The sequence below is a fragment of the Pseudomonas sp. T1.Ur genome (assembly GCF_023516725.1).
Lineage (GTDB): Bacteria > Pseudomonadota > Gammaproteobacteria > Pseudomonadales > Pseudomonadaceae > Aquipseudomonas > Aquipseudomonas alvandae.
Window position 1 is genome coordinate 4343936 of record NZ_JAMGSN010000001.1, and the last position, 12825, is coordinate 4356760.

The window sequence follows — 12825 nt, forward strand, 5'->3', positions numbered from 1 at the left end:
GCGATAGCGGTCTGTCAGTCAACGTCCATGTTGAATATCAGGCCCTCATCGCGAGCAAGCTCGCTCCCACAATGGTTCTCGGTATATCCAGCTAATCAGAGATCGCCGTAACCCAACGAACGCAAGGCCCGCTCGTCATCGGACCAGCCGCCCTTCACCTTGACCCACAGGTTGAGCATGATCTTGGAGTCGAACAGCAGCTCCATGTCCTTGCGCGCTTCGGTGCCGATGCGCTTGATGCGCTCGCCCTTGTCGCCAATGATGATTTTCTTCTGGCCGTCGCGTTCGACGAGGATCAAGGCGTGGATGTGCAGGGTCTTCCCCTGTTGCTTGAACTCTTCGATCTCGACGGTGATCTGGTACGGCAGCTCGGCGCCCATCTGGCGCATGATCTTCTCGCGCACCAGTTCAGCGGCGAGGAAGCGGCTGCTGCGGTCGGTGATCTGGTCTTCAGGGAAGAAATGATCGTTTTCCGGCAGGTGCTCGGCAATCACCCGCTCCAGCGCGTCGAGGTTATGGCCATGCTGGGCAGAGATCGGGATGATCTGGGCATTCGGCAACTGCTCCTGCAACCAGCTCAGGTGCGGCATCAGTTCTGCCTTGTCTTCGATGCGATCAGTCTTGTTCAGTGCCACGATCAGCGGACCGGTCACGTACTGGACGCGCTCGAGGACCATCTGGTCTTCTTCGGTCCATTTGGTGCGATCGACCACGAAGATCACCACGTCGACGTCTTTCAGCGCCGCCGAAGCAGTCTTGTTCATGTAGCGGTTCAGGGCCTTTTCACCGCCCTTGTGCATCCCCGGAGTGTCGACGTAGATCGCCTGCACGTCGCCTTCGGTCTTGATGCCCAGCATGTTGTGGCGGGTGGTTTGCGGCTTGCGCGAGGTAATCGCCAGCTTCTGGCCCAGGATGTGGTTCAACAGCGTGGACTTGCCCACGTTCGGCCGACCGACAATGGCGACATAGCCGCAGCGGGTGACGGTTGTATCAGTCATTGCCATTCTCCACGCCCAAGGCGATCAGTGCTGCAGCGGCCGCGACCTGTTCGGCAATACGACGGCTCACGCCCTGGCCTCGGCTTTTTTCATTCAATAGGACCACTTCGCACTCGACGAAGAAGGTTCGGCAATGCGGCTCACCCTGGATATCCACCACTTCATAGCGGGGCAGTTCACAACTGCGCGACTGCAGGAATTCCTGCAAGCGGGTCTTGGGATCCTTGTTGGTGTCCACCAGCGTCAGGCTGTCGATCTCGGACGTCAGCCAGGCCAGCACGCGCTCGCGCGCCATTTCCATGCCCGAGTCCAGGTAGATCGCGCCAATCAATGCCTCCAGGGCGTCGGCGAGGATCGACTCGCGACGGAAACCGCCGCTTTTCAATTCACCCGACCCCAGGCGCAAATAGTCGCCCAGGTCAAAACCACGGGCCAGTACAGCAAGGGTCTCACCTTTTACCAATCGAGCGCGCAGCCGCGACAATTGGCCTTCGCGGGCCAGCGGGAAGCGTTCGAAAAGCGCCTCGCCCGCCACGAAGTTGAGGATGGCATCGCCGAGAAATTCCAGGCGTTCATTGTTGCGCCCGGCAAAACTGCGGTGCGTGAGCGCCAGGAGCATCAGCTCCTGATCCTTGAAAGTGTAGCCGAGCTGACGCTCGAGGCGGCTTAGAGAAACGCTCACGGTTTACCCACGCTGAGTTCGTGGCTGGATTCCACCGCCACGGCGACGAGGCGCCGCTGGCTTGGGACAATTAACGCTGTGTTCAAAAATGACGTCCTGACTATCGTTGGCTTCATGCCTTCGGGCGACCTTGTGCGGGCTCCAGAAAAGCATTCGGCGCTGTGTTCAACAGCGCCGTGTGTGATTACTTGATCAGGCCAACCCGCGAGAAATTCGGCAGGTGGCTGAGTTTGGGTTCCGGCCAGCTCATCCAGACCGCAAAGGCCTTGCCGACAATGTTGCGGTCGGGGACCATGCCCAGCAGGTCCTTGGGAATGTTCGGATCATCCCAGTAGCGGCTGTCGTTGGAGTTGTCGCGGTTGTCACCCATCATGAAATAGTGCTCCGCCGGCACGGTCCACGAATGGTCCGGCGTGGCGCGGTAGCGGCTCATTTCCTTGCGGATCAGGTGTTCGGCTTCGCCGAGTTTTTCCTTGTAGAGTTCGGCGCTGCCCAGCGTGCCCGGCTCGGAGCCGATCAGTTGCTCGGCAACCAGCTCACCATTGACGAACAGGCGCTTGTCGGCGGTGTAGCGGATCTTGTCGCCTGGCAGGCCGACCACGCGCTTGATGTAGTTGACGTTCGGATCGCTTGGGTAGCGGAACACCATGACATCGCCGCGTTGCGGGTCGCCGATCTCGATGACTTTCTTGTCGATCACCGGCAGCCGGATCCCGTAGGAAAACTTGTTCACCAGGATGAAATCGCCCACGTCCAGGGTCGGCTTCATCGAGCCGGACGGGATCTGGAACGGCTCCACCAGGAACGAGCGCAGCACGAGCACGATGAACAGCACTGGAAAGAACGACTTGCCGTATTCGACCAGCAGCGGTTCCTTGTTGAGCTTTTCAATGACCACGCCATCAGGCTGGCTGACGCTGCCCTGGTAAGAGGCAATGGCGGCCCGGCGCCGGGGCGCCAGGAACAACAGATCAAGCAACCCCAACAGGCCGCAGACAAACACGGCGATAACCAGCAACAGCGGGAAATTTAGCGACATAGGACCTAACTATCCAACCTGAGCACCGCAAGGAAGGCTTCCTGTGGAATTTCCACGTTACCGACCTGCTTCATGCGTTTTTTACCGGCCTTCTGCTTTTCCAACAGCTTGCGCTTACGGCTGACGTCGCCGCCGTAGCATTTGGCCAATACGTTCTTTCTGAGCGCCTTGACGGTTGTACGCGCCACAATCTGCCCGCCAATGGCGGCCTGGATTGCCACGTCGAACATCTGCCGCGGAATCAGTTCCTTCATCTTCTCGGTCAACGCGCGACCTTTGTAGTGCGCGTTGTCACGGTGCACGATCAATGCCAGGGCATCGACTTTCTCGCCGTTGATCAGCACATCCAGCTTCACCAGATTAGCCGATTGGTAGCGATCGAAATGATAGTCCAGCGAAGCATAGCCGCGACTGGTGGATTTCAACCGATCGAAGAAGTCCAGCACCACTTCGTTCATCGGCAAGTCGTAGGTCACCTGGACCTGCGTGCCGAGGAACAGCATGTCGTGCTGCACACCGCGTTTTTCGATGCACAGGGTAATGACGTTGCCCAGGTGTTCCTGAGGCACAAGGATGTTGGCGCGCACGATCGGCTCGCGCATGTCCTCGATGGCCGACAGGTCCGGCAGCTTGGACGGGTTGTCGACGTAGATCGTCTCGCCGTTCTTGAGCAACAGTTCGAAGATCACCGTTGGCGCCGTGGTGATCAGGTCCAGGTCGTACTCGCGCTCCAGGCGCTCCTGGATGATTTCCATGTGCAGCATGCCCAGGAACCCGCAACGGAAACCGAAGCCCAGGGCGTCGGAGCTTTCCGGGGTGTACTGCAGGGACGAGTCGTTCAGGGTCAGCTTTTGCAGGGCTTCGCGGAAATCCTCGAAATCGTCGGAGCTGACCGGGAACAGGCCGGCGTAGACCTGTGGCTGGATACGCTTGAAACCGGGCAGCACTTCGACGTCGGGGGTGGTGCTCAAGGTCAGGGTGTCGCCGACCGGCGCACCGTGGATGTCCTTGATACCGGCGATGATGAAGCCCACTTCACCGGCTTTCAGGTCGGTGGTGGCGGTGTGTTTCGGGTTGAAGACACCGACGCTGTCCACCAGGTGGATCTTGCCGGTGGACTTGACCAGGATCTTGTCGCCTTTCTTCACGCGGCCGTGGCGCACGCGAACCAGGGAGACCACGCCCAGGTAGTTGTCGAACCAGGAGTCGATGATCAACGCTTGCAGCGGATCTTCGATATTGCCGGTCGGTGCGGGAATGGTCGTTACCAGGCGTTCGAGCACTTCGTCGACACCCAGGCCGGTCTTGGCGCTGCAGGTGACCGCGTCGGTGGCGTCGATGCCGATGATCTTCTCGATTTCTTCCTTCACGCGCTCCGGATCGGCCTGTGGCAGGTCGATCTTGTTCAGCACCGGCATGACTTCCAGGCCTTGCTCGATAGCGGTGTAGCAGTTGGCGACGGACTGGGCCTCGACGCCCTGGCCGGCATCGACCACCAGCAACGCGCCTTCACAGGCCGCCAGTGACCGGCTGACTTCGTAGGTGAAGTCAACGTGGCCAGGGGTATCGATGAAGTTGAGCTGGTAGGTAATGCCGTCTTTGGCCTTGTAGTAGAGAGTAACGCTGTGGGCCTTGATGGTGATCCCGCGTTCACGCTCGAGGTCCATGGAGTCCAGGACCTGGGCTTCCATTTCACGCTCGGCCAGGCCGCCGCACATCTGGATGAAGCGATCAGCCAGCGTCGACTTGCCATGGTCAATGTGGGCGATGATGGAGAAATTGCGGATATGACTCAAATCACTCACGGATCAACACTCAAAAAGGCTGCAGGCAAGGCCCGCCGAAAAATAGCCGGGAATTGTACCTGATCCATTGACCAAGCGTCACGTTCGCCTGTCGATGAGCATGCGTGGCGAGGGAGCTTGCTCCCTCGCCACAAGGGCATCGATCAACCCGCCCGACGCAGCAGCCAGAGGCCGGCCAACGCGCAAACACCGGCCGGCACCAGCACCGCAAACAGCGGCGAGAAACCGAACACCAGGCTCGATGGCCCCAACAAGTCCTGGGCAATACGGAAGGTAAAGCCCACCAGCACGCCGGTGAACACCCGCTGGCCGAGGGTCACCGAACGCAGCGGACCGAAGATGAAGGAAATCGCCATCAGCACCAGGGCAGCGGTCACCAGCGGTTGCAACACCTTGACCCAAAAAGCCAGCCAGTAGCGCCCATTGTTCAGGCCCTGGTCCGCCAGGTAGTGGATGTAGCCCCACAGGCCGGTGATCGACAGCGATTCTGGCGCCATCACGACGGTGCTGAGCAGTTGCGGGCTCAACGCCACGTCCCAGCGCTCCGTTGGAGCGGCAACCACTTCGGTGCGCTTGTCATGGAACAGGGTGGTGGTGACGTCGCTCAGTTGCCAATGATCCTCGGCGAATTTGGCGCGCTTGGCGAAACTCGAAGACAGCATGTGCCGCTGATCGTCGAAACGATAGCGAGTCACGCCATACAGCGTGCCGTTCGGCTGCACCGAGTTGATATGGATGAACTCATCACCCTGGCGGTGCCACAGGCCGTGCTTGGCGCTTTGCGCATCGCCGCCACCCTGGGCCAGGGAACGGTTGGCCTGGGCGGTGTTCTCGGTGGCCGGGGCAACGTATTCACCGATCAGCACACCGACCAGCATCAGCACCAGCATCGGCTTCATCACCGCCCAGACAATCCGACCGATGGACACGCCAGCAGCGCGCATGATGGTCAATTCGCTGTTGCTCGCCAGGCTGCCCAAGCCAATCAGACAGCCGATCAACGCGGCCATCGGCAACATGTCATACAAGCGCCGCGGCGCGGTCAGCAACACGTAGCTGAGGACGTCCGCCAAGGTGTAGGTGTCGCTGACGTCGCTCATTTCATCGATGAACGCGAACAAGGTCGCCAGGCCAAGAATGATCCCCAACACAGCAAGGATCGCCATGAATACGCTGCTGCCGATGTAGCGGTCGAGTTTAACCACGGGCCACCTCCAGCGCGCTGCGACGGCTGGCGAGCTTCAGGCGCATGGGCTCCCAATAGAGCAACCCGAGGCCAATGGCGAGGAATATCGAATGCACCCACCACAGGCCCAGCGCCGGCGGGATCTTGCCTTTTTCCAGGGCGCTGCGGGCGGAAATCAGGATGGTCAGGTAAGCCATGTACAAAAGGATCGCTGGCAATAGCTTGAGGAAACGGCCCTGGCGGGGATTGACCCGCGACAACGGAACCGCCATGAGCGTCACGATGAACACCAGCAGTGGCAGCGACAAGCGCCACTGCAGCTCGGTACGGGCGCGGATGTCATTGCTGCCCAGCAGGCTTGAAGTCGGCATCGCATCGCGATCGGTGACTTCGTCGCTGGCCTCGGGCTTGGGCAGCAACACGCCATAGGTGTCGTATTTGATGGCGCGATAATCGGCCTGGCCCGGTTTGCCGTCGTAGCGGTAGCCATTCTCGAGAATCAGGTAGCGGTTACCGTCCGGGTTGATTTCCTGGCGACCCTTCTCAGCCACCAGCACGGAAATCCCGCGGTCTTTCTTGGCATCCGAAGACAGGTTTTTCTGGGTGATGAAGACGCCCCCCAGGTTGATCCGGTCATCCGAAAGCTGTTCGGTGTAGGTGACACGCGTCCCGTCACGCAGGGCCTGGAAGCGCCCCGGCACCAGGGTGTCGAATTCGGTCATGGCGTCCTGCTGGTTGATCAGCAGCTGGAATTGGTTGGCACCCTGGGGCGCCAGGCTCAGGCTCAGCCAGGCTACCACCAGCGCCACCAGCGTCGCCGGGAACAACGTGATGCGAAACAGTCTCTGCTGACTCATGCCCGTGGCGGACAGCACAGTCATTTCGCTGTCCAGGTACAGGCGACCGTAAGCCAGCAGGATGCCGAGGAACAACCCCAGCGGAAGGATCAGTTGCAGGAAGCCCGGCAGGCGGAATCCCATGATCAGGAACAACGAGCCCGGGTCCAGGGCGCCGGAGGCCGCCTGCGCGAGGTACTTGATGAAGCGCCCGCTCATGATGATGACCAGCAGCACGGCGCTGACCGCGCTCAGGGTCAGCAGGACTTCGCGGGACAGATAACGGAAGACGATCAAACCAGACACTCCACGATTGTCAGGCTATGGCGGCCAAACAAGGAAACGTATCGAGCCAGCTCACGCAGCGAGCCGCCGAAAAAAGAGCCGCATTATCCTGTGATTGGACGCGCCTGTCACTGCGCACGCTTTAACCAGACGCTTCATGGCCAAAAAGTTAACGACTGCGAGGGTTGTCAGGCTCGGGCGCCGAGGTTCAAACTGCGGCCTTTGTCGCCGGCAAGTACCGGCGCTTCTTTTATAAGGTCAGCTGCAAGCGGCAAGCTCCAAGCGGCAAGTTCAGAGCAGTACGCGTACTGCTTCAGCTTGCCGCTCGAAGCTTGCCGCTCGAAGTTGCCTCATAGATAGAAGACAGCTGTTCAGCGCGCCACCGTCTCGGCGCCTGGCCTCTTGACCATTCACTCAGGGATCCGGACATGGAACTGGTTGTAAAAAGCGTCAGCCCAGAAACGTTGAAGACCGCCACGCTGGTGGTTGCCGTTGGTGAAAACCGCAAGCTCGGCGTCGTCGCCACCCAGCTCGACGCCTTGAGCGGCGGCGCGATCAGCGCCGTGCTCAAGCGCGGCGACCTGGCCGGCAAGGTCGGCCAGAGCCTGTTGCTGCACAGCCTGCCCAACCTCAAGGCCGAGCGCGTGCTGCTGGTCGGCGTGGGCAAGGAAGCTGAACTGGGCGACCGTCCGTTCCGCAAGATCATTGCCGGCGTGCTGGGCACCCTGAAGAACCTCGGCGGCGGCGACGCAGCCCTGGCGCTGGACGAGCTGGTGGTCAAGGGCCGCGACAGCTATGGCAAGAACCGCCTGCTGGCCGAGACCCTGGTGGATGGCGAATATCAATTCGACCGGTTCAAGAGCCAGAAAGCCGAACCCCGCGCCCTGAAGAAAATCACCCTGCTGACCATCAAGGCCGCCCAGGCCGAAGTCCAGCGCGCCGTGACCCATGCCACCGCGATTGCCAACGGCATGGCTTTCACCCGCGACCTGGGCAACCTGCCGCCGAATATCTGCCACCCGACTTTCATGGGCGAACAGGCCAAGGCACTGGGCAAGGCATTCAAAGGCCTCAAGGTCGAAGTCTTCGACGAGAAGAAAATCAAGGACCTTGGCATGGGCTCGTTCTATGCCGTCGGCCAGGGCAGCGCCCAGCCGCCACGCCTGATCGTCATGCAATACAACGGCGGCAAGAAAGCCGAGAAGCCTTACGCACTGGTCGGCAAGGGCATCACCTTCGACACCGGCGGCATCAGCCTCAAGCCCGGCGCCGGCATGGATGAAATGAAATACGACATGGGCGGCGCCGCCAGCGTGCTCGGCACCTTGCGCGCCGTGCTCGAACTGCAACTGCCGATCAACCTGGTGTGCATCCTGGCCTGCGCCGAGAACATGCCCAGTGGCACGGCCTCGCGTCCTGGCGATATCGTCACCACCATGAGCGGCCAGACCGTCGAAATCCTCAACACCGATGCCGAAGGCCGCCTGGTGCTGTGCGATGCCCTCACCTACTCCGAGCGCTTCAAGCCACAGGCGGTGATCGACATCGCCACCCTGACCGGCGCTTGCGTCGTTGCACTTGGCGCCCACACCTCGGGCCTGCTGGGCAACAACGACGAACTGATCGGCCAGCTGCTCAGCGCCGGCCAGCAAGCCGATGACCGCGCCTGGCAGTTGCCATTGTTCGACGAGTACCAAGAACAACTGGACAGCCCATTCGCCGACATTGCCAACATCGGCGGCCCGAAAGCCGGGACCATCACTGCGGCGTGTTTCCTGTCGCGCTTTACCAAGAACCTGAACTGGGCGCACCTGGACATCGCCGGCACGGCCTGGACCAGCGGCGGCAAGGACAAGGGCGCCACCGGCCGTCCGGTTCCCCTGTTGACCCAATACCTGCTGGACCGCGCCAAGGCCTGACACCAATGACTGCCGCTGGCGTCGCCCTCGGGTGGCGCCAGCGGCTGCTCAGGAACCGCAATGACCAAAGTCGATTTCTATATCCTGCCCAGCGCCGACCCGTCGGCACGGCTGGATTTCGCTTGCAAGCTCACCGAGAAAGCCTGGCGAATGGGCCATCGCATCTACCTGCACTGCAGCGATGCCGCCCAGCGCGAGGACCTCGACGCACGGCTGTGGGCCTTCAAGGGCGAAAGCTTCGTGCCCCATGGCCCGGCAGAAAGCGAGCCCGAGGGCTTGATCGTGCTCGGCCTGGGGAATGACTGCGGGCAACATCAAGACCTGCTGGTCAACCTTGACCTGAAAGTGCCGGCCTTCGCCCAGCGCTTCGCCCGCGTGGCGGAAGTGGTGGTGGAGGACCCGGCCATCCGGCAAGCCGCGCGGGAGAGTTTCCGTTTCTACCGCGAACAGGGCTATCCTCTGCAAGACCACCGTTTACAGCGACTCTGAGCCTACGATGGACACTCCTAAACCGCCGCAAAAACCCGCCCAATTGCTGGATGACCTCGAGTCGATCCGCCAGTTGCTTGGCGACGACAACCTGCAACCGCCACTGTTGACCGACACGGTGGAACACGAGCCGGTGCATGACGAACAGATCCCGCTGCTGTTCGACCCGATCAACGGCCAACCCGAACCCCAGCCAGCCCCCCAGCCCGAACCCAAAGGGCCCGATGCCTTGCTGCACCTGGACCGGGAACTTCGCGCCGCCGCACAGTTGATCATGCAAGACGTCATCGACGACTTCGCCCCGCACATCGAGACCGAGATCAAGCGCCGGCTGGATGCAAGGATGGAGCGGCTGCTCGCCGCAGCTACGAGCGGCAAGCTTTAAGCTGCAAGTAAAAGCAAAAGCAAAAGCAAAAGCCGGACCCCGCTTGTAGCTTGTAGCTTGTAGCTTGCGGCTGTGTCTTGTGGCTTGTAGCTGCCCCCCCCGCTATACTTCCCGGCTTTTCCTGAATAAATGCCAATAGGGTCCCGCCGCGCATGGATAAGACCTACCAGCCGCACGCCATTGAAACTTCCTGGTACAACACCTGGGAGTCCGAGAATTATTTCGCTCCGCAAGGCGCGGGCGATTCCTACACCATCATGATCCCGCCGCCGAACGTCACCGGCAGCCTGCACATGGGCCACGGTTTCAACAACGCGATCATGGACGCCCTGATCCGTTTCCGTCGCATGCAAGGTCGCAACACCTTGTGGCAACCGGGCACCGACCACGCCGGTATCGCCACGCAGATGCTGGTGGAGCGTCGTCTCGAAGCCCAGGGCCAGAATCGTCATGACCTCGGTCGGGAGAAATTCCTCGAGAAAGTCTGGGAATGGAAAGACGAGTCAGGTGGCAACATCAGCCGCCAGATCCGTCGCCTGGGCTCGTCCGTGGACTGGAGTCGCGAGCGCTTCACCATGGACGACGGCCTTTCGGAGGCGGTGAAGGAAGCCTTCGTCCGCCTGCATGAAGACGGCCTGATCTATCGCGGCAAGCGCCTGGTCAACTGGGACACCAAGTTGCACACGGCCATTTCCGACCTCGAAGTGGAGAACCACGACGAGAAGGGTTTCTTGTGGAACCTGAAATACCCGTTGGCCGACGGCGCGAAAACCGCTGAAGGCAAGGATTACCTGATCGTCGCCACCACCCGTCCGGAAACCATGCTGGGCGACTCCGCCGTAGCGGTGAACCCGAACGACGAGCGCTATCAGGCGCTGATCGGCCAGTTCGTCGAGCTGCCGCTGGTAGGCCGTCGCATCCCGATCATCGGCGACGATTACTGCGACCCTGAATTCGGCACCGGCTGCGTGAAAATCACCCCGGCCCACGACTTCAACGACTATGAAGTCGGCAAGCGCCACAACCTGCCGCTGCTGAACATCTTCGACAAGAACGCCAATGTCTTGCCAGCGGCCCAGGCGTTCAACCTCGACGGCACGCTGAACGAAAGCGTCGACGGCCAGATTCCGGCTGAATACGCCGGCCTGGACCGCTTCGAAGCACGCAAGCAGATCGTCGCGGCATTCGAAGCCGCCGGCCTGCTCGTCAGCGTCGATGATCACGCCCTGAAAGTCCCGAAAGGCGACCGTTCCGGCACCATCATCGAGCCGTGGCTGACCGACCAGTGGTACGTGTCCACCAAGCCGCTGGCCGAGCCTGCGATTGCCGCCGTCGAAGATGGCCGCATCCAGTTCGTGCCCAAGCAATACGAAAACATGTACTTCTCCTGGATGCGCGACATCCAGGATTGGTGCATCAGCCGCCAGCTGTGGTGGGGCCATCGCATCCCGGCCTGGTACGACGAGTCGGGCAAGGTCTATGTCGGTCGCGATGAAGCCGAAGTCCGCGCCAAGCACAACCTCGGCCCGGACGTTGCCCTGGCGCAGGACAACGACGTCCTCGACACCTGGTTCAGCTCGGGCCTGTGGACCTTCTCCACACTGGGCTGGCCGCAACAGACCGAGTTCCTGAAGAAATTCCACTCCACCGACGTGCTGGTCACCGGCTTCGACATCATTTTCTTCTGGGTCGCCCGGATGATCATGTTGACCATGCACCTGGTGAAGAACGAGGACGGCACGCCGCAAGTGCCGTTCAAGACGGTCTACGTCCACGGCCTGGTGCGCGACGGCCAGGGCCAGAAGATGTCCAAGTCCAAGGGTAACGTCCTGGACCCGTTGGACATCATCGACGGCATCGACCTGGAAACCCTGGTGCAGAAACGCACCTCCGGGCTGATGCAGCCGAAACTGGCGAAGAAGATCGAGAAAGCCACCCGCGAAGAATTCGCCGAGGGCATCGCCAGCTACGGCACCGATGCACTGCGTTTCACCTTCTGCTCGCTGGCGTCCACCGGCCGTGACATCAAGTTCGACATGGGTCGCGTCGAAGGCTATCGCAACTTCTGCAACAAGATCTGGAACGCCGCGCGCTACGTGCTGGACAAAGGCGAAGACTGCGGCCAGAACGGCGAAGCCTACGAGCTGAGCCTGGCCGATCGCTGGATCATTTCCCAGTTGCAACGCACCGAAGCCGAAGTGACCCGCCAACTCGACCAATTCCGTTTCGACCTGGCCGCACAAGCGCTGTACGAATTCATCTGGAACCAGTATTGCGACTGGTACCTGGAACTGTCCAAGCCTGTGTTGTGGGACGAAAATGCGCCGGTCGAGCGCCAGCGCGGCACCCGTCGCACCTTGGTGCGCGTACTGGAAGTGGCCCTGCGCCTGGCGCATCCATTCATGCCGTTCATCACCGAGGAAATCTGGCAGCGCATCGCGCCGCTGGCGGGCATCCAAGGCAAGACGATCATGCTGCAGCCGTGGCCGGTAGCCAACGAAAGCCGCATCGATCCGGCAGCCGAAGACGACATCGAATGGCTGAAGACCTTCATGCTCGGCCTGCGCAACATCCGCGCCGAAATGAACATCGGCCCAGGCAAGCCGCTGACCCTGTTCCTGAAAAACGCCAACGCTGAAGACCTGCGTCGCCTCAACGAGAACGAAGCACTGCTCAAGAAGCTGGCGAAGCTTGAATCGGTGACCGTGCTCGCTGCGGGCGAAGAAGCGCCTCTGTCGGCCACGGCACTGGTCGGCGAGATGGAAGTGCTGGTGCCGATGGCCGGCCTGATCGACAAGGCAGCCGAACTGGCGCGCCTGGACAAGGAAATCCTGCGCCTGAAAGGCGAAGTCCAGCGGGTCGGCGGCAAGCTGTCCAACGCTGGCTTCGTCGACAAGGCGCCGGCCGAAGTCATCGAGAAGGAACGGGCCAAGCTGGCCGAGGCCGAACAGGCCCTGGGCAAGCTGGCTGAGCAGCACGCGCGGATTGCCAGTCTGTAACGCTTGTTCGCAACGGAAAAAGGAGGTCCAGTTGGACCTCCTTTTTTTATGCCCGCCCCTTTCTACCAGACAATGAAAAACCCTTGTGGGAGCGAGCTTGCTCGCGATGACGGCAGTGCATTCAACAGGGGGTAAGCTGACCCACCGCTATCGCGAGCAAGCTCGCTCCCACATAAGCTCGCTCCCACATTTGAATAGTGGG

General features: G+C 61.0%; 10 protein-coding genes. 4 read left to right on the top strand and 6 right to left on the bottom strand.

The window, feature by feature from the left end; genetic code table 11:
• Window positions 1–95: 95 nt before the first annotated feature.
• The 6 genes from era to lptF all read right to left on the bottom strand — a co-directional run bounded on the left by era (window position 96) and on the right by lptF (window position 6843).
• Window positions 96–998 carry a GTPase Era gene (era, locus tag M8Q45_RS19305; protein ID WP_030139611.1) on the bottom strand — a complete coding sequence of 301 codons (903 nt, stop codon included), beginning with the start codon at window positions 996–998 and terminating at the stop codon, window positions 96–98.
• On the bottom strand, window positions 991–1680 hold the full coding sequence (gene rnc / locus M8Q45_RS19310; RefSeq protein WP_030139612.1) for a ribonuclease III: 690 nt from the start codon (window positions 1678–1680) through the stop codon (window positions 991–993). The genes era and rnc overlap by 8 nt, the downstream gene beginning before the upstream one ends.
• Window positions 1681–1864: 184 nt before the next feature.
• On the bottom strand, window positions 1865–2719 hold the full coding sequence (gene lepB, locus M8Q45_RS19315; protein ID WP_030139613.1) for a signal peptidase I: 855 nt from the start codon (window positions 2717–2719) through the stop codon (window positions 1865–1867).
• 5 nt (window positions 2720–2724) lie between these two features.
• Window positions 2725–4524 carry a translation elongation factor 4 gene (gene lepA / locus M8Q45_RS19320; RefSeq protein ID WP_249876010.1) on the bottom strand — a complete coding sequence of 600 codons (1800 nt, stop codon included), beginning with the start codon at window positions 4522–4524 and terminating at the stop codon, window positions 2725–2727.
• A gap of 143 nt (window positions 4525–4667) precedes the next feature.
• The gene (gene lptG, locus M8Q45_RS19325) at window positions 4668–5729 is read right to left on the bottom strand and encodes an LPS export ABC transporter permease LptG (protein WP_030139615.1); all 1062 of its coding nucleotides are present in this window, start codon (window positions 5727–5729) and stop codon (window positions 4668–4670) included.
• Complete coding sequence (lptF, locus tag M8Q45_RS19330; protein WP_030139616.1) at window positions 5722–6843, bottom strand: LPS export ABC transporter permease LptF; 1122 nt, start codon at window positions 6841–6843, stop codon at window positions 5722–5724. Before lptF ends, lptG begins: the two co-directional genes overlap by 8 nt.
• 416 nt (window positions 6844–7259) lie before the next feature.
• Here lptF and M8Q45_RS19335 point away from each other — a divergent pair, with 416 nt between their 5' ends.
• The 4 genes from M8Q45_RS19335 (at window position 7260) to M8Q45_RS19350 (ending at window position 12623) form a co-directional block, all read left to right on the top strand.
• The gene (locus M8Q45_RS19335; RefSeq protein WP_249876011.1) at window positions 7260–8750 is read left to right on the top strand and encodes a leucyl aminopeptidase; all 1491 of its coding nucleotides are present in this window, start codon (window positions 7260–7262) and stop codon (window positions 8748–8750) included.
• A 60-nt stretch (window positions 8751–8810) separates the two neighbouring features.
• Window positions 8811–9239 carry a DNA polymerase III subunit chi gene (locus M8Q45_RS19340; RefSeq protein ID WP_030139618.1) on the top strand — a complete coding sequence of 143 codons (429 nt, stop codon included), beginning with the start codon at window positions 8811–8813 and terminating at the stop codon, window positions 9237–9239.
• 7 nt (window positions 9240–9246) lie between these two features.
• Window positions 9247–9624 carry a DNA polymerase III subunit chi gene (locus M8Q45_RS19345; RefSeq protein WP_249876012.1) on the top strand — a complete coding sequence of 126 codons (378 nt, stop codon included), beginning with the start codon at window positions 9247–9249 and terminating at the stop codon, window positions 9622–9624.
• Between the two features lie 152 nt (window positions 9625–9776).
• Complete coding sequence (locus tag M8Q45_RS19350) at window positions 9777–12623, top strand: valine--tRNA ligase (protein ID WP_249876013.1); 2847 nt, start codon at window positions 9777–9779, stop codon at window positions 12621–12623.
• The last annotated feature ends 202 nt before the right edge of the window (window positions 12624–12825 follow it).

What these genes read in the sequence shown, in the direction of transcription:
- era (WP_030139611.1), bottom strand. Translation starts at nt 998, where the DNA reads ATGACTGATACAACCGTCACCCGCTGCGGCTATGTCGCCATTGTCGGT.
- lepB (WP_030139613.1), bottom strand. Translation starts at nt 2,719, where the DNA reads ATGTCGCTAAATTTCCCGCTGTTGCTGGTTATCGCCGTGTTTGTCTGC.
- M8Q45_RS19335 (WP_249876011.1), top strand. Translation starts at nt 7,260, where the DNA reads ATGGAACTGGTTGTAAAAAGCGTCAGCCCAGAAACGTTGAAGACCGCC.
- M8Q45_RS19340 (WP_030139618.1), top strand. Translation starts at nt 8,811, where the DNA reads ATGACCAAAGTCGATTTCTATATCCTGCCCAGCGCCGACCCGTCGGCA.
- M8Q45_RS19345 (WP_249876012.1), top strand. Translation starts at nt 9,247, where the DNA reads ATGGACACTCCTAAACCGCCGCAAAAACCCGCCCAATTGCTGGATGAC.
- M8Q45_RS19350 (WP_249876013.1), top strand. Translation starts at nt 9,777, where the DNA reads ATGGATAAGACCTACCAGCCGCACGCCATTGAAACTTCCTGGTACAAC.